The organism is Ruegeria sp. SATB045, from assembly GCF_059613525.1.
Genome location: NZ_JBXWSR010000019.1, coordinates 405,432 through 419,779, shown reverse-complemented (window position 1 = coordinate 419,779; position 14,348 = coordinate 405,432). Strand labels below are relative to the sequence as shown.

13 protein-coding genes are annotated in these 14,348 nt (G+C 59.0%); 8 read left to right on the top strand and 5 right to left on the bottom strand.

Features of this window, described 5'->3' with window-relative positions; translation table 11 throughout:
• Positions 1–98: 98 nt before the first annotated feature.
• From AC2FNR_RS07525 to AC2FNR_RS07510, 4 genes are all read left to right on the top strand, one after another.
• Complete coding sequence (locus tag AC2FNR_RS07525) at positions 99–455, top strand: VOC family protein (protein WP_496848563.1); 357 nt, start codon at positions 99–101, stop codon at positions 453–455.
• Positions 456–562: 107 nt separating this feature from the next.
• Positions 563–1,840, top strand: coding sequence for a DUF3422 family protein (locus AC2FNR_RS07520; protein ID WP_170752204.1), 1,278 nt, complete (start codon positions 563–565; stop codon positions 1,838–1,840).
• 66 nt (positions 1,841–1,906) lie between these two features.
• Positions 1,907–3,055 (top strand): MFS transporter, encoded by a 1,149-nt coding sequence (locus AC2FNR_RS07515; RefSeq protein WP_496848562.1) that lies wholly within the window; start codon positions 1,907–1,909, stop codon positions 3,053–3,055.
• Positions 3,056–3,069: 14 nt separating this feature from the next.
• The gene (locus AC2FNR_RS07510; RefSeq protein ID WP_496848561.1) at positions 3,070–4,233 is read left to right on the top strand and encodes a M20 aminoacylase family protein; all 1,164 of its coding nucleotides are present in this window, start codon (positions 3,070–3,072) and stop codon (positions 4,231–4,233) included.
• A 48-nt stretch (positions 4,234–4,281) separates the two neighbouring features.
• On the opposite strand, the gene AC2FNR_RS07505 is transcribed toward AC2FNR_RS07510, so the two are convergent.
• Together AC2FNR_RS07505 and moaA are read right to left on the bottom strand one after the other, a co-directional pair.
• Complete coding sequence (locus AC2FNR_RS07505; protein WP_496848560.1) at positions 4,282–5,604, bottom strand: 3-deoxy-D-manno-octulosonic acid transferase; 1,323 nt, start codon at positions 5,602–5,604, stop codon at positions 4,282–4,284.
• A 1-nt stretch (position 5,605) separates the two neighbouring features.
• On the bottom strand, positions 5,606–6,613 hold the full coding sequence (moaA, locus tag AC2FNR_RS07500) for a GTP 3',8-cyclase MoaA (RefSeq protein WP_496848559.1): 1,008 nt from the start codon (positions 6,611–6,613) through the stop codon (positions 5,606–5,608).
• A gap of 90 nt (positions 6,614–6,703) precedes the next feature.
• On the opposite strand from moaA, the gene AC2FNR_RS07495 reads away from it, so the two are divergent.
• Positions 6,704–7,138: a hypothetical protein gene (locus AC2FNR_RS07495; RefSeq protein WP_496848558.1), complete on the top strand. Its 435-nt coding sequence runs from the start codon at positions 6,704–6,706 to the stop codon at positions 7,136–7,138.
• On the opposite strand, the gene AC2FNR_RS07490 is transcribed toward AC2FNR_RS07495, so the two are convergent.
• Genes AC2FNR_RS07490 through glmU form a run of 3 tightly spaced genes read right to left on the bottom strand, consistent with a single transcriptional unit; the run spans position 7,126 to position 10,991 of the window.
• Complete coding sequence (locus tag AC2FNR_RS07490; RefSeq protein WP_496848570.1) at positions 7,126–7,815, bottom strand: DNA alkylation repair protein; 690 nt, start codon at positions 7,813–7,815, stop codon at positions 7,126–7,128. The genes AC2FNR_RS07495 and AC2FNR_RS07490 overlap by 13 nt on opposite strands.
• Complete coding sequence (gene glmS / locus AC2FNR_RS07485; RefSeq protein ID WP_496848557.1) at positions 7,815–9,635, bottom strand: glutamine--fructose-6-phosphate transaminase (isomerizing); 1,821 nt, start codon at positions 9,633–9,635, stop codon at positions 7,815–7,817. The genes AC2FNR_RS07490 and glmS overlap by 1 nt, the downstream gene beginning before the upstream one ends.
• Before the next feature lie 3 nt (positions 9,636–9,638).
• Complete coding sequence (gene glmU / locus AC2FNR_RS07480) at positions 9,639–10,991, bottom strand: bifunctional UDP-N-acetylglucosamine diphosphorylase/glucosamine-1-phosphate N-acetyltransferase GlmU (protein WP_496848556.1); 1,353 nt, start codon at positions 10,989–10,991, stop codon at positions 9,639–9,641.
• A gap of 134 nt (positions 10,992–11,125) precedes the next feature.
• Here glmU and AC2FNR_RS07475 point away from each other — a divergent pair, with 134 nt between their 5' ends.
• The 3 genes from AC2FNR_RS07475 to AC2FNR_RS07465 all read left to right on the top strand — a co-directional run bounded on the left by AC2FNR_RS07475 (position 11,126) and on the right by AC2FNR_RS07465 (position 14,347).
• Entirely contained in the window at positions 11,126–11,797 is a 672-nt protein-coding gene (locus AC2FNR_RS07475) for an HAD-IA family hydrolase (RefSeq protein WP_170352600.1), read from the top strand.
• Between the two features lie 39 nt (positions 11,798–11,836).
• The gene (locus AC2FNR_RS07470) at positions 11,837–13,027 is read left to right on the top strand and encodes a DegT/DnrJ/EryC1/StrS family aminotransferase (protein ID WP_496848555.1); all 1,191 of its coding nucleotides are present in this window, start codon (positions 11,837–11,839) and stop codon (positions 13,025–13,027) included.
• A 156-nt stretch (positions 13,028–13,183) separates the two neighbouring features.
• Positions 13,184–14,347 (top strand): acyl-CoA dehydrogenase family protein, encoded by a 1,164-nt coding sequence (locus AC2FNR_RS07465; RefSeq protein ID WP_496848554.1) that lies wholly within the window; start codon positions 13,184–13,186, stop codon positions 14,345–14,347.
• Position 14,348 lies beyond the last annotated feature (1 nt).

Below are 14,348 nucleotides of genomic sequence, written 5' to 3'. Positions count from 1 at the left end.
CCCATGATCGACTGATCCAAAGCACACGAAACACAAAAAGGCGCCCAAACGGGCGCCTTTCCGCGTTTCGCGGTAGGTTGAAAAGCAGGAGGTACCCTATGGAGACTGTAAACGGAATTGGCGGTGTGTTTTTTCGTGCCGAAAACCCCAAAGCTTTGGCCGCATGGTACGAAAAGCATCTGGGCGTAAACCAGCTTAACCCTCTGCCGTGGAAACAGCGTGAAGGCTTTACTGTTTTTGCGCCATTCGCGCAGGAAACCGAGTATTTTGGCAGGCTTGAGCAACAGTGGATGATCAACTTTAGGGTCGATGACCTGGCCGCAATGACGGCCCAGTTGGAGGGCGCGGGAATCGCGGTTGAGACCAACCCGGAATGGAACAGTGAGGTGGGGCTTTTTGCCCGGATCCACGATCCTGAAGGCAATCCCATTGAGCTGTGGCAACCAAATCAATGAGATAGGTCCAGTGTATACCATTGCATTCACGTAAGTATATGAAATAAAAAGATAATTGATGTTGGAAAATTGTGTCGTATAGTGCGTCGGATGAGACGGAGCCCTAAATGACACCGATTGACGACCATCCACTGCGATACGCATTGGCCAATGAGCTGCACGCCCGACCATTTCCTGTGGCGAACAGTCCGTGCACGGTCGCGTTTCTGGCGATCAAGAAATCGGAAGTCGCTGTCGGGCGGGATCGCCAAGAGGATATGGCGCATCTTGTGAATTTGCTGGACCGCCACGGTGCACAGCACCCGCAGCCCGCTGCTACGCATTTTGCCGGGCAAATCGGCCGTCATTGGCTGAAGTGGGAGCAGCACACGGAATTTGTCACCTATACTGCGATCACGCAGAATGTCAGTGACCGCCCGTTTAACCCCGCTGATTTTGAAGTATTCCCGCAGGACTGGCTGGCCGCCAGCCCCGGTCAGCGTGTGACGTCGGCGATGATCCGTGTGATTGACCGTGCGGATGATGGTACGGTGAAATCTGCTTTGGCGGATTGGTTCGAGCCCGAGAGCCTTGCGGTATCTCGTATGCTGGACAATACCGCCATTTGCGCCAGCGATTTTCGCATCGATCCAGCCGGGCATATGAGATTCGCGTTGTTTATCTCGAAAGGTACGGGTCAACGCAGGATAGGGCGCATCATTCAGCGTATGTGTGAGATCGAGACCTACAAGGCAATGTCGATGTTGGGATTTGCCCGGGTCAAGGAACTGACGCCTCGCATTGGCGAACTGGACGGGAAACTGACAAGGTTGATGCGGCAAATGACAGACAACTCAGCCCATCCGGATGAGTTGTTGCCCGATCTGCTGCACACCTCGACCCAGCTTGAAACTCTTTCGGCGCAATGTTCGTTTCGGTTTGGTGCGACTGGGGCATATGAAGCCATTGTAAACCAGCGGATCGAGGTTTTGCGCGAGGAACGGTTCGAGGGCCGCCAGAGCTTTGCCGATTTCATGATGCGTCGCTACGATCCCGCAATGCGTACTGTGAAGTCCACCGAACGTCGTCTGCAAGCTCTGTCCGATCGGGCCATTCGTGCAGGGGAGTTGTTGCGAACCCGTGTGGATGTCGAACGAAGCGCGCAGAATCAGGCGTTGCTGGAAAGCATGGACCGCCGCGCCGATCTGGCCCTGCGGTTACAACACACGGTCGAGGGCTTGTCGGTTGTTGCCATCAGTTATTACGCCGTGTCGCTGGCCAGCTATCTTTTGTACCCATTGACCAAGGCCGGGATCAGCAAGGGGATGCTGACAGCTGCAGTGACCGTTCCAGTTGTTCTGGCAGTCTGGGTGGCTGTGCGAAGGATCCGCAAGCGGTTGGAATAGTCGCCGATTGCCAATCCGTCCCACGCCTGTAGTACTGGCGGGGTTGAACTGCGGAAAGGGGATTGCGTGATTGGCATCGTAACCGCTTGGCGGGCCGTTGCCGCCATGTTCATTCTGAACGGTGCTTTGTTTGGCATCTGGGCCTCTCGTATTCCTGCCGTGCGGGACCGGCTGGACCTCACGCATGAGGCATTGGGGCTTGGCCTGTTATTCATGGCTGCGGGGGCGGTGTGTTCCTTTCCCGTGACAGGCCGACTGACCGACAGGTTCGGTGCGGTGGCAATCACGAGGGTGATTGCCGTTTTGTATACGCTGTCGCTGATCCTGTTGGCCTTTGCGAATGGCTTCTGGTCACTAGCGGCATTTCTGTTTGTCTTCGGCGCGTTTCACGGGTCGATGGATGTTGCCATGAACGCCTGGGCCGCCGAGGTCGAGCAGGCTTACGACAAACCTGTGATGTCTTCGTTTCACGCGATGTGGAGTCTGGGCGCAGGTCTTGGTGCGCTCAGTGGCTACGGAGCGGTTCAACTTGAGTTGACGGTTATGCAACACTTCCTGTTGGCGGGGGGTGTTGTTGTGGGGTTGGCTTTGGCGTTGTCCATGGTGCGTTGGACGTCACGTCGTACCGAAAGCTCAAGTGGTAAGGTCTTTGCGCTGCCATCCGGGGCATTGGTTCTGGTCGGCTTTACGGCGTTGTGTGGCGCATTGGGCGAGGGAGCAGTGGCGGATTGGAGCGCGATATTCCTACGGGATGTGACAGGCGCTACCGAAAGTGTTGCAGCCTTGGGATACGCCGTGTTCTCGGTGACGATGGTCGCCTTTCGTCTGGCCGGAGGGGTCGTCATTTCACGTTTTGGTCCAGCCGCTACAGCTCGATTTGGCGGGATATGCGCGGCACTAGGGGTGCTAGGAGTTGTGACCGCCTCCGAGGCTGCAATAGCGCTGTCTGGATTCGCCTTGATGGGGATTGGATATGCGGTGATCATGCCATTGGCTTTCAGTCGAGCAGCCAACGACCCTGACGTGCCGCCCGGGCAAGCCATCGCAAGTGTGGCAACGCTGGGCTATGGCGGGTTGCTCATTGGCCCTCCGCTTATTGGGTTTTTGGCAGAGATGCTTACATTGCGTCTGGCGTTTACTGCTCTGCTACCGCTGGCGGTGCTGATCGTCTTGTTGTCAGGGGCCTTGCGTCCCGCCAGCACAATGAATAACTGAACCGGGAGAAACACATGCCGATCAAAAACCGCTTCGCCGAATTGCAAAGTGAAATCACCGAATGGCGGCGGGATATCCACCAGCATCCTGAGATCCTGTTCGAAACTCATCGGACCAGTGCATTGGTCGCTGAAAAACTGGCTGAATTCGGTTGCGATGAGGTTGTGACCGGGATCGGCCGGACCGGTGTTGTCGGTGTGATCAAGGGCAAAGCGGATACCAAGGGCAAGGTCATCGGGTTGCGCGCTGACATGGACGCTTTGCCGATCCTTGAGGCAACTGGGCTTGACTATGCCTCGAAGACCGAGGGCGCAATGCATGCTTGTGGTCATGATGGACATACGGCGATGCTGTTGGGCGCGGCCAAATACCTGTCCGAAACGCGCAATTTCGATGGTACTGTCGTGGTGATCTTCCAGCCCGCTGAAGAAGGCGGCGGCGGCGGTCGCGAGATGTGCGAAGACGGGATGATGGACCGTTGGGGCATTCAAGAGGTCTATGGGATGCACAACTGGCCCGGTCGCCCTGTGGGCAGCTTCTCCATTCGCCCGGGCGCGTTTTTTGCTGCGACGGATCAGTTCGATATCGTTTTTGAAGGCAAGGGTGGCCACGCAGCTAAACCGCATGAGACCGTGGACACGACTGTTATGGCCGCGCAGGCGGTCTTGGCGCTGCAGACGATTGCGGCGCGCAATGCAGATCCGGTTGATCAGGTGGTGGTGTCGGTTACCTCGTTTGAAACTTCTTCGACCGCCTTCAACGTGATCCCGCAAACGGTCAAACTGCGCGGTACAGTGCGCACGATGAGTGCTGACATGCGCGATCTGGCGGAAAAACGGATTGGCGAGATTTGTAACGGGGTCGCTGCGACCTTTGGCGGGGCTGTAGACGTGACCTATTACCGGGGATATCCGGTGATGGTTAACAGTGATGAGCAGACGGATTTTGCTGCCGAGGTCGCACGGTCGGTTTCTGGCGACTGCGATGACGCACCCTTGATTATGGGCGGAGAAGACTTCGCCTTCATGCTCGAAGAGCGTCCGGGGGCGTATATTTTGGTGGGCAACGGCGACACTGCTGCGGTGCACCACCCGGAATACAACTTCAATGACGAGGCGATCCCAGCCGGATGCAGCTGGTGGGCAGAAATCGTTGAACAGAGGATGCCAGCGGCTTGACCGTTTGCGGCAGCGAGGGGCCAGCCCCTCGCGCTCCCCGAGATATTTTTAGCCAGATGAAGAGGGATCCTGCGCGCCCAGTTCAAGTTGATCGCAGAGAGTGTCAACGATAGCGCTCAGCGCATTTTTCTGGGTGTTGACGCAAGATTGCGCGGCCTTACGGGCGGTGGTCAGTGCAGTCGGATCGGACAGCCATTCGGAGACGGCTGCGGTCAGGTCGGGTGCGGACTGGACCTGTATCGCGCCGCCAGTTTCGATCAGGGGGGCGAAGGTTTCCGCGAAGTTGAAATAGCCAGGGCCGGTGATCACGGCAGCGCCCGCCTGTGCGGGTTCGAACGGGTTGTGGCCTCCGATCTCGCGCAGCGAGCCGCCCAGAAAGACGATGGGGCAGAGCGCGTACCATGTGCCGGTTTCGCCCAGCGTGTCGGCCACATAGACCTGAGTTTCGGGGGTGATCTGGTCATTAGCGGACCGAAAGGCGGCTTTTTGTCCGGCCTGGTCGATCAGCTCAGCAACGTCGCCGCGGCGTTCGGGATGGCGGGGAATCAGCAGCAGAATCAGATCGGGCCAGTGTTTCAACAATTCGGCATGGGCGGCCAGAACGGTCTCTTCTTCGCCGGCATGGGTGGAGCTGGCAATCCAGACGGGGCGGTCAGCGATCTGGGTTTTCATATCGCCCAGGGTTGCTTGATCTACCGGCAGCGGGTCGGACATCGCTTTGAGGTTGGTTCCGGGTTGCACGCGTGTTTCCGGCGCGCCCATCTGGATCAGGTTTTGCGCAGTCCGATCATTCTGGGTCAGGAAAAGGCGGAAGTGATTCAGAATGAATCGCGCTGTTTTAGGCCGCTTTTTCCAACCTGCTACTGATTTGTCTGAAAGACGCGCATTCAGAAGGGCCAGTGGGGTTTCGCGTTTTCCAGCCTCGATTATCAGTTGTGGCCAGATCTCGCTTTCGACAAAGATGCCCGCATCGGGGCGCCAATGGTTAAGAAAACGCTTCACTGGGCCGCCGGCGTCAAGCGGGGGGTATTGGTGACGCGTGCGGGGCGGCATCCGCTTTTCAATCAACGAAGCCGAAGTTGGCGTGCCCGAAGTGATCAGAAACTCGGCGCTTGGCAGTCGTTCGCCTAAGCGTTTTATGAGGCTGATGACCGACAAAGTCTCACCCACACTTGCGGCGTGGAACCAAATGAGTTGCCCCCTTGGCCGTCGCTGGCTGGCATGGCCGAGGCGTTCATGCTGACGAAGTGTAGGAACGTCAGCAGCAAGCAGCTTTTTGCGAACTGCCCGCCAGACAAACGGTGCCGCAACTGCTGTCAGGCTGCAATACAGGTGGTAGAGCAGTGTCGGTCGGTCAACAGGGGCAGGCACGTCAGCCGCCGGTATGGCTCATGTGGCGGCTCATCTTGCCGTCCACCGCCTGGCGGGAGTAGTCGAAGTCGTGCCCTTTGGGTTTGAGGTTGATCGCTGTGCGGATCGCCTCTTCAAGTGGTTGCTCGGTGTCCGGATGGTCACGCAAAGCGCCGCGCAGGTCCGCCATATCTTCTTGTCCAAGGCACATAAACAGCTCGCCGGTACAGGTCAGGCGCACGCGGTTGCAGCTTTCGCAGAAGTTATGCGACATGGGCGTGATAAAGCCGATTTTTTGATCCGTTTCTTCCAGCCGCACATAGCGAGCGGGTCCGCCGGTGCGTTCGGCAAGATCAGTCACGGTATAGTGGTTTTCGTATTCCTTGCGCACGTCTTTCAGGGACCAGTACTGATCCAGGCGGTCTTCGTTGCCGATATCGCCCATCGGCATGACCTCAATCCATGTCAGGTCCATATCGCGCTCGGCGCACCATTTTGTAATGGTCGGCAGTTCTTCCTCGTTGAAGCCCTTCAGGGCCACAGCGTTGATCTTGATCCGCAGCCCGGCCTTTTGCGCGGCATCAATGCCGTTCAGCACCTGTTTGAGGCGTCCCCAGCGAGTGATCTGCGCGAACTTGTCTTCGTCCAGCGTATCCAACGAGATATTCACCCGGCGCACGCCCGCAGCATAGAGGTCTTCCGAGAAGCGATGCAGCTGCGAGCCATTTGTGGTCAGGGTCAGCTCCTTCAGCGCTCCGCTATCCAGATGGCGGGTCATGGCGTTGAAAAACGTCATGATGTTGCGGCGTACAAGCGGCTCACCCCCGGTGATGCGCAATTTCTCAACCCCCAAGTTCACGAAGGTCGAACACATGCGATCCAATTCTTCGAGCGTGAGCAAGTCTTTTTTGGGTAGGAATTTCATGTCCTCGGACATGCAGTATACGCAGCGGAAATCACAGCGATCCGTGACGGAAACGCGGAGGTAAGTGATGGCACGAGCGAACGGGTCGATAAGTGGAGCTGTCATGGTTCTTAACTAAAGCGGCGCAGGGCCTGCGGCAAGGGCGAACTGCGCTTTGCGCTGGTGCAGATGCGCGCAGGACGATAGGGTTCAGGGATGAAATATGCACTTTTGGTTTTCTGTGTTTTCCTGGCAGGATGCGAGACGGTTCGGTCGACGTCCGATCGTTTGTTGAAGCGTGGCGATGCCACTGCCCAGCCTGAACCCGTTTCGGCAGATGAAACCCAAGTCGAAGAGGCAGCAGCCGACGACGAGCCTTTGCCCGCGACTGCCGCTGGATGGCTTGGGGCGAAAACGACCATTGCCAGTTTAGGCGATCCGACTACGCCGGGCCGGTGGTTGCGCACACCTCTGGTCGATACCGAGTTTACCGGACGGGTGGTCGTTCCACGCACCGGGGCACAAGCCTATATCACTCTGGTTCCCTCACCGGGACCGGAAGGTGGGGGCAGCCAGTTGTCTCTGGATGCCATGCGAGCTTTGTTGCTGCCGTTTGACGAGTTAGTCGAGTTGGAAGTCTATTCCAACTGACCCCTGAGGTATTTCCCCGCTTCGCGACGGGCAAAGGGCTTCATTGCTTCTCCGTGCGCATCCAGAAAGGCAACGACCCTGGGTGCATCGTGTTTCGACAGATCACGCAACCACCATGCGATTGCCTTTTGTATGAACCACTCCCGATCCGGGACATAGCCTGCGGCCCATTTCAAAATGCGGTCGCGGCGGTGCAGATCATCTACTTTGGGGTGGTTTTGCTTGGTCCATGGCAAAGTGGCCACCAAAACCGCGCGGCGCGTCCACATATGCTCGGAGGTCGTCCATGCTTCGACCTGATCCAGCCGGGATGGCTCTGCGGAAAGGCGTTTTTGCATCGCCATGCAAGCATGATCGGCGATCGCCCATGCGTCGAAGTCGGGCAACCAGCTTTGCAGCAAGTCCCAAACCGCGTCGTCTGATCGGATGCGCGCTTGTGTAAGTAATTTCGCGGCAGCAATACGGGCTTCGTGAATATTCGTCTGCCAAAGCGCATCTGCCAGAGCGACGCGATCCGACACATCCAGTTCTTGTCGCCAGCTTTTGGCCAAATCATTCAGAACCGGATTGGGCACGCCCAGATAGGGACGGTCCGCCTTGTGATAGGCGGCGGCCTGCTGCGCGCGCTCAGTGTCCGAAAATGTTTTGATCTGGTCCAGATATGCGGCGGCTTGCATCATTCGACGGTGACGGACTTCGCCAGATTGCGCGGCTGGTCCACATCCGTCCCCTTTGCCACGGCTGTGTGATAGGCCAGTAGTTGCGCCGGAACCGAATAGAGGATGGGCGCAAGGCTCGGGTGGATATGCGGCATTCGAATGGTGCTTTGCACCCCGTCTTTGGCCTCGGCGATGCCGTCATCGTCGGAAACGAGGATGACTTTACCTTTGCGCGCCATGACCTCTTGCATGTTCGACACCGTCTTGTCGAAAACCGCATCGCGCGGGGCCATCACCACCACAGGCATATGCTTGTCGATCAAGGCGATGGGCCCATGTTTCAGCTCACCTGATGCATAACCTTCGGCGTGTATATAGCTGATTTCTTTCAGTTTCAACGCGCCTTCCATTGCCAATGGGAACATTAGGCCGCGACCCAGAAACAGAACGTCGCGCGCCTCGGACAGGCGTTGGGCAGCGGCGCGAATGGCATCGTTTTGCTCCAGCGCAGTGTTCAGCACAGATGGTAGGCCACGCAAGGCGGCGGCGTGATCGGTCAGTTCCTCGGGAGTCAGAGTGCCGCGATCAGCGGCCGCTTTCAGCGCCAGCATCAGCAACACGCTCAGCTGGCAGGTGAAGGCTTTGGTCGAGGCGACGCCGATCTCAACCCCCGCATGGATCGGCAGAGCAATATCGCTTTCCCGCGCGATCGAACTTTCGGGAACATTGACCACCGAGACGATCTTGTCGGCCTTGCCCTCGCAATAGCGCAGCGCGGCCAGCGTGTCGGCGGTTTCGCCCGACTGGCTGACGAACAGCGCTGCTGTGCGACCGGGAATGGGCGGTTCGCGATAACGGAACTCGCTGGCGATATCGACCTCGACAGGGATTTGCGCCAGTTGTTCAAACCAGTATTTCGCGGTCAGGCAGGCGTAGAAAGCGGTGCCGCAGGCGACCATGGTCAGGCGGTCCAGCTTGGTGAAATCCAAATTGCCGGGCAGGGTGATCTCGTCCCCGCCGGTGCGCAGATAGGATCGGATCGCCTCGGCCACGACGACGGGTTGCTCGGCAATTTCTTTGGCCATGAAATGCTTGTGCCCGCCCTTGTCGGCGCGGGATTGGTCGATCTTTATCTGGCGGAGCTCACGATTGACCAATTCACCGGCTTCGTTGCGGATCTCCAGCGAGGTGCGGGTCAGCACGGCGCGGTCACCTTCTTCAAGATAGGTGATACGGTCGGTCAGCGGGGCCAGCGCGATGGCGTCCGAACCTACAAACATCTCGCCATCCCCGTGCCCGATGGCCAGCGGCGAGCCCTTTCGCGCCGCGACGATCAGGTCATCTTGCCCATCAAACAGGAATGCCAGTGCAAAGGCACCCTGTAGGCGCTCGATGGTTTTGAATGCGGCGTCAACCGGCGACAGGCCCGTATTCAGGTAGTGTTCGGCCATCAGAGCCACGGTTTCGGTGTCGGTTTCGGTTACGAAACCCACTCCATGCTCGGCCAGCTCAGCCCGTAGCTCGCGGTAGTTCTCGACGATCCCGTTATGCACCACGGCCACGGGGCCCGCCTGATGCGGGTGCGCATTCGTGACCGAGGGCACGCCATGGGTGGCCCAGCGGGTATGGCCGATACCCGATTTACCGGGCAAAGGGTCATGTACCAGCAAATCGCTGAGGTTCACCAGCTTGCCCACGGCCCGTCTGCGTCCCAACGCGCCGTTGTTCACGGTCGCAATCCCGGCGCTGTCATAACCGCGATATTCAAGGCGCTTCAGCGCCTCGACCAGAATGGGGGCGACCTCGTGTTCGCCCAATACGCCTACGATACCACACATGGGTCAGGCTCCTTTATCGCGGCGAGCCTTCTTCGCCTTGAGCATTTCAAAAAGTTTGCGTGCATAGCCGGGTTTGTTGTCCTGCTTGGCGCGCGCCACGGCTAGTGCGTCTGGTTCCACGTTGCGCGTGACCACCGTGCCGGTCGCCGTCATCGCCCCGTCACCCACGGTCACTGGGGCAACCAGCATGGTGTTTGATCCAATGAAGACATTCTCACCAATCGTCGTCTTGTGCTTCATCACCCCGTCATAGTTACAGGTGATCGTACCCGCTCCGATATTTGTTGCGGCGCCAACGGAGGCATCCCCGATATAGCTAAGATGATTGACCTTAGCCCCTTCGGCGATCTCGGCATTCTTGATTTCGACGAAATTTCCGATGTGTGTGTTCTCGGCCAGTTCCGCGCCGGGGCGCAGGCGGGCGTAGGGGCCGACGATAGCTCCGCGGCTGACATGGCAGCCTTCCAGATGCGAAAACGCGCGGATCGTCGCGCCACTTTCGACGGTTACGCCGGGGCCGAAGACCACGTTGGGCTCGATCACCGTGTCCCGCCCAATGATCGTATCGGCGGCCAGATAAACGGTTTCGGGGGCCATCAGCGTGACGCCCAGATCCAGAAGCTCAGCGCGGGCACGAACTTGGAAGACATCATCGGCGGCCGCCAGATCCGCACGTGAATTCACACCCAGCGTCTGCGCCTCGTCACAGGCAACGGCGGTGACTTTCAGATCCCGGCTGCGGGCGATCTCGACCACGTCGGTCAGGTAGTATTCCTCGGACGCGTTGTCATTGCCCACCGCGTCAATCAGCGAAAACAACGTCTGCGCGTCACAGGCCAAAAGTCCAGAATTGCAGAAGCTTATCGCGCGTTCCTCATCCGAGGCATCCTTGTATTCAACGATCCGTTCCAGCGTGTCGCCCTGCATGACAAGGCGGCCGTAGCGAGCGGGATCGGCGGCCTCGAACCCCAGAATGACCAAATCATTCTGTGCGCGTGCCTCGATCATCCGTTCCAGCGTGTCGGGCTGCAGAAACGGCGTGTCACCGTAAAGGATAACCACGTCGCCTTCGAACCCCTCCAGCGCGGGGCGGGCCTGGGCGACGGCATGGGCGGTGCCCAACTGCTCTTCCTGCTCGGCGATCTGCGCGGTCTCATCCTCGGCTGTGGCGACTTTGGCGACGGCCTCGGACCCATGGCCGGTGACGATCACGGTGCGTTCGGGCGACAGCACGGCCCCGGCACGCATGGCATGGACCAGCATCGGGGTTTGCGCGATGGGATGCAGAACTTTGGGGATATCCGAATTCATCCGGGTGCCTTTTCCGGCGGCAAGGATGACAAGGGCGGTGCTCATGAATTCGTTTTCTCTTTGTGTTTTGTTGGCGACCGTTTTATCCGCTGAGGGCAAAGGCGCAAGCGGTTCGGGCATCAAACTAGATTGCCGTTTGCAACACGACGTGGCGAAAACCCGCCGAGGCAGGAGGCTTTATGCGTACCGTAATCTTCGATCTGGATGGAACTTTGGCGGATACATCCGGCGATCTGCTAGAGGCCGCGAACCATTGCTTTCGTCATATGGGCCATGGCGACGTGCTGATCCACGGGCAGGACGCGGGCGTCGCGCTGCGGGGTGGCCGGATGATGTTGACCCACGGGTTGAAGCGCGTTGGAGCATTCGAAGAGCAGACCATTTCGGACTATTACCCGATGTTGCTGGAGGCCTATGCGCAGGCCATCGACACCCATACCACCTTCTATCCCGGCGCGTTGGACGCGGTCGAGGCGCTGAAAGCGGCCGGTTACGGCGTGGGCATCTGCACCAACAAGCCCGAGGCGCTGGCGCATCAGTTGCTGTCACAGATGGGAGTGCGGGATCAGTTCGCCGCTCTGGTCGGGGCGGATACGTTGCCTGTGCGCAAACCCGACCCCGAACCGTTGCGTGAGGCAGCGCGGCGGGCAGGTGGCCATCCAGACCTGTGTGTTCTGATCGGCGACTCCGATACTGACCGGAATACGGCAAAGGCGGCGGGCGTGCCTTCGGTTCTGGTTACATTCGGCCCTTCTGGTGACGATATGGCCGCGCTGGAGCCCGAGGCGTTGCTGCATCATTTCGATGATCTGCCCCGCGTGGTCGAGGGGTTGATCGGTGCGGCGGCTTAGTCTCTTGACCCAAGCGGGCGTGAGGACCAGAACAGAGCCATGACCGAGATATTCACTGGCAGCTTCACCCAGCAGGAATCCATCCCCGAAGAGGCGGTCGAGGCCGCGCTCGCTGTACTGCGCCATGGGCGGTTGCACCGATATAACGTGGTGCCCGGAGAACTGGGTGAAACCGCGCTGCTGGAGCAGGAATTCGCGGCGCAGATGGGGGCGAAATACTGTCTGGCGGTATCCTCGGGCGGATATGCGCTGGCCACCGCCCTGCGCGCAGTCGGCGTGCAGCCGGGCGATCCGGTGCTGACCAATGCTTTCACGCTGGCGCCGGTGCCGGGGTCAATCGCCTCGGTCGGGGCGCGTCCGGTGTTCGTGGGCGTGACCGAAGGGTTGGTGATTGATCTGGACGATCTTGAAGCCAAGCTGGATCAGGCGCGAGTGCTGATGCTCAGCCATATGCGTGGGCATCTGTGCGACATGGACCGGCTGATGCAGATGTGCGACGCCGCAGGCGTGACCGTGATTGAGGATTGTGCCCATACCATGGGGGCAGCGTGGCGCGGGCAATTGTCAGGGCGGCAGGGGGCCATCGGGTGCTATTCCTGCCAGACCTACAAGCATGTGAATTCGGGCGAGGGCGGCTTGCTGGTCACCGATGATGAGGAACTGGCGGCCAAGGCCACGATGCTGTCGGGATCCTATATGCTCTATGAACGTCATCTGGCCGCGCCGGGGCCGGAAGTGTTCGAGCGGATCAAATATACCACTCCCAACGTTTCCGGGCGGATGGATAACCTGCGGGCAGCGATTCTGCGGCCTCAGCTACGCGATCTGGACCGGCAAGTTTCGCGTTGGAACGAGCGCTATGCCGAGATCGAGGCAGGACTGCGCGACACACCGGGCCTGACGATTGTCGAACGGCCCGAAGGTGAGACCTATGTCGGCTCGTCCATTCAGTTCCTGCTGCTGGACTGGTCGCCCGAGCGTATTGCCGAGGTGATCCGCCGCTGCGCCGCGCGCGGGGTCGAATTGAAGTGGTTCGGCGGAGCCGAGCCCACCGGGTTTACCTCGCGCTATGACAGTTGGCGCTATGCCGACAGCGCGCCTCTGCCCGCCAGTGACCGGGTGCTGGCGGGGATCATGGATATGCGGGTGCCGCTGACATTCTCGCTGGAGGATTGCCGCCTGATTGCGCGGATTATCCGGGCCGAGGTTGGCGCGGTCTATCAGTCGTAATCCAATCGAGTGCGCCTGCAGCGCACTCTCTATGTAAACACAGCGCCGCCCTGACGGGTCGGCGCTGTGTTTGTGTGAGGCCGTCGTTGACGCTGAAAGGATTCGCTGATAGTTATTTGAACAACCGTTCATTAATGCGAGGGGAGGAAATCGCAGATGTTCACGGCTACCATGCAGTTTGACCTGGGCGAGGATGTAAACGCCCTGCGGGAATCGGTGCATCGCTGGGCTCAGGAGCGGGTCAAGCCGATGGCCGCCGAGATTGACGCCACGAATGCCTTCCCAAATGCGCTATGGCGAGAGATGGGTGATCTGGGGCTGCTGGGAATTACGGTGCCCGAGGAATATGGCGGGGTGGGGATGTCCTATCTGGCGCATACTGTCGCCGTTGAAGAGGTAGCGCGGGCGTCGGCCTCTGTTTCATTGTCCTACGGGGCGCATTCGAATCTGTGCGTCAATCAGATCAAGCTGAACGGAACCGATGAACAAAAGGCGAAATACCTGCCGCGTCTGGTTTCCGGCGAGCATGTGGGGGCGCTTGCCATGTCCGAGGCGGGTGCCGGATCGGATGTGGTGTCGATGAAGCTGCGCGCGGAAAAGCGCAACGATCACTACCGGTTGAATGGCAGCAAATACTGGATCACCAACGGGCCGGATGCAGACACTCTGGTCGTCTATGCAAAGACGGACCCCGAGGCCGGATCGAAGGGGATTACCGCCTTTCTGATCGAGAAGGAAATGACGGGGTTCTCGACGTCTCCCCATTTCGACAAGCTGGGGATGCGCGGATCAAACACGGCCGAGTTGATCTTCGAAAATGTCGAGGTGCCTTTCGAAAACGTGTTGGGCGAAGAGGGCAAGGGTGTTGCCGTTTTGATGTCCGGTCTGGACTATGAACGCGTGGTTCTAGCCGGGATCGGAATTGGGATCATCGCGGCCTGTCTGGATGAAATCATGCCGTACCTGGCCGAGCGCAAACAGTTCGGCAAACCCATCGGCAGCTTTCAGTTGATGCAGGGCAAAATCGCCGACATGTACACCGCGATGAACTCTGCGCGGGCCTATGTGTACGAGGTTGCCAAGGCCTGTGACCGGGGTGACGTGACTCGTCAGGATGCTGCGGCGTGCTGTCTTTACGCGTCAGAGCAGGCGATGACGCAGGCGCATCAGGCTGTTCAGGCGATGGGAGGGGCCGGGTTCCTGTCGGATTCAGCGGTCAGCCGGATATTCCGTGACGCGAAGCTGATGGAGATTGGTGCGGGAACCAGCGAAATCCGTCGGATGCTGATCGGGCGGGAAATGATGAACGAAATGCTCTGAT

Excerpts from the sequence above, each read along its gene's own strand:
- AC2FNR_RS07465 (WP_496848554.1), top strand. The coding sequence starts at position 13,184 with ATGTTCACGGCTACCATGCAGTTTGACCTGGGCGAGGATGTAAACGCC.
- AC2FNR_RS07475 (WP_170352600.1), top strand. The coding sequence starts at position 11,126 with ATGCGTACCGTAATCTTCGATCTGGATGGAACTTTGGCGGATACATCC.
- AC2FNR_RS07470 (WP_496848555.1), top strand. The coding sequence starts at position 11,837 with ATGACCGAGATATTCACTGGCAGCTTCACCCAGCAGGAATCCATCCCC.
- glmU (WP_496848556.1), bottom strand. The coding sequence starts at position 10,991 with ATGAGCACCGCCCTTGTCATCCTTGCCGCCGGAAAAGGCACCCGGATG.
- AC2FNR_RS07490 (WP_496848570.1), bottom strand. The coding sequence starts at position 7,815 with ATGCAAGCCGCCGCATATCTGGACCAGATCAAAACATTTTCGGACACT.
- glmS (WP_496848557.1), bottom strand. The coding sequence starts at position 9,635 with ATGTGTGGTATCGTAGGCGTATTGGGCGAACACGAGGTCGCCCCCATT.
- AC2FNR_RS07525 (WP_496848563.1), top strand. The coding sequence starts at position 99 with ATGGAGACTGTAAACGGAATTGGCGGTGTGTTTTTTCGTGCCGAAAAC.
- moaA (WP_496848559.1), bottom strand. The coding sequence starts at position 6,613 with ATGACAGCTCCACTTATCGACCCGTTCGCTCGTGCCATCACTTACCTC.
- AC2FNR_RS07510 (WP_496848561.1), top strand. The coding sequence starts at position 3,070 with ATGCCGATCAAAAACCGCTTCGCCGAATTGCAAAGTGAAATCACCGAA.
- AC2FNR_RS07495 (WP_496848558.1), top strand. The coding sequence starts at position 6,704 with ATGAAATATGCACTTTTGGTTTTCTGTGTTTTCCTGGCAGGATGCGAG.
- AC2FNR_RS07520 (WP_170752204.1), top strand. The coding sequence starts at position 563 with ATGACACCGATTGACGACCATCCACTGCGATACGCATTGGCCAATGAG.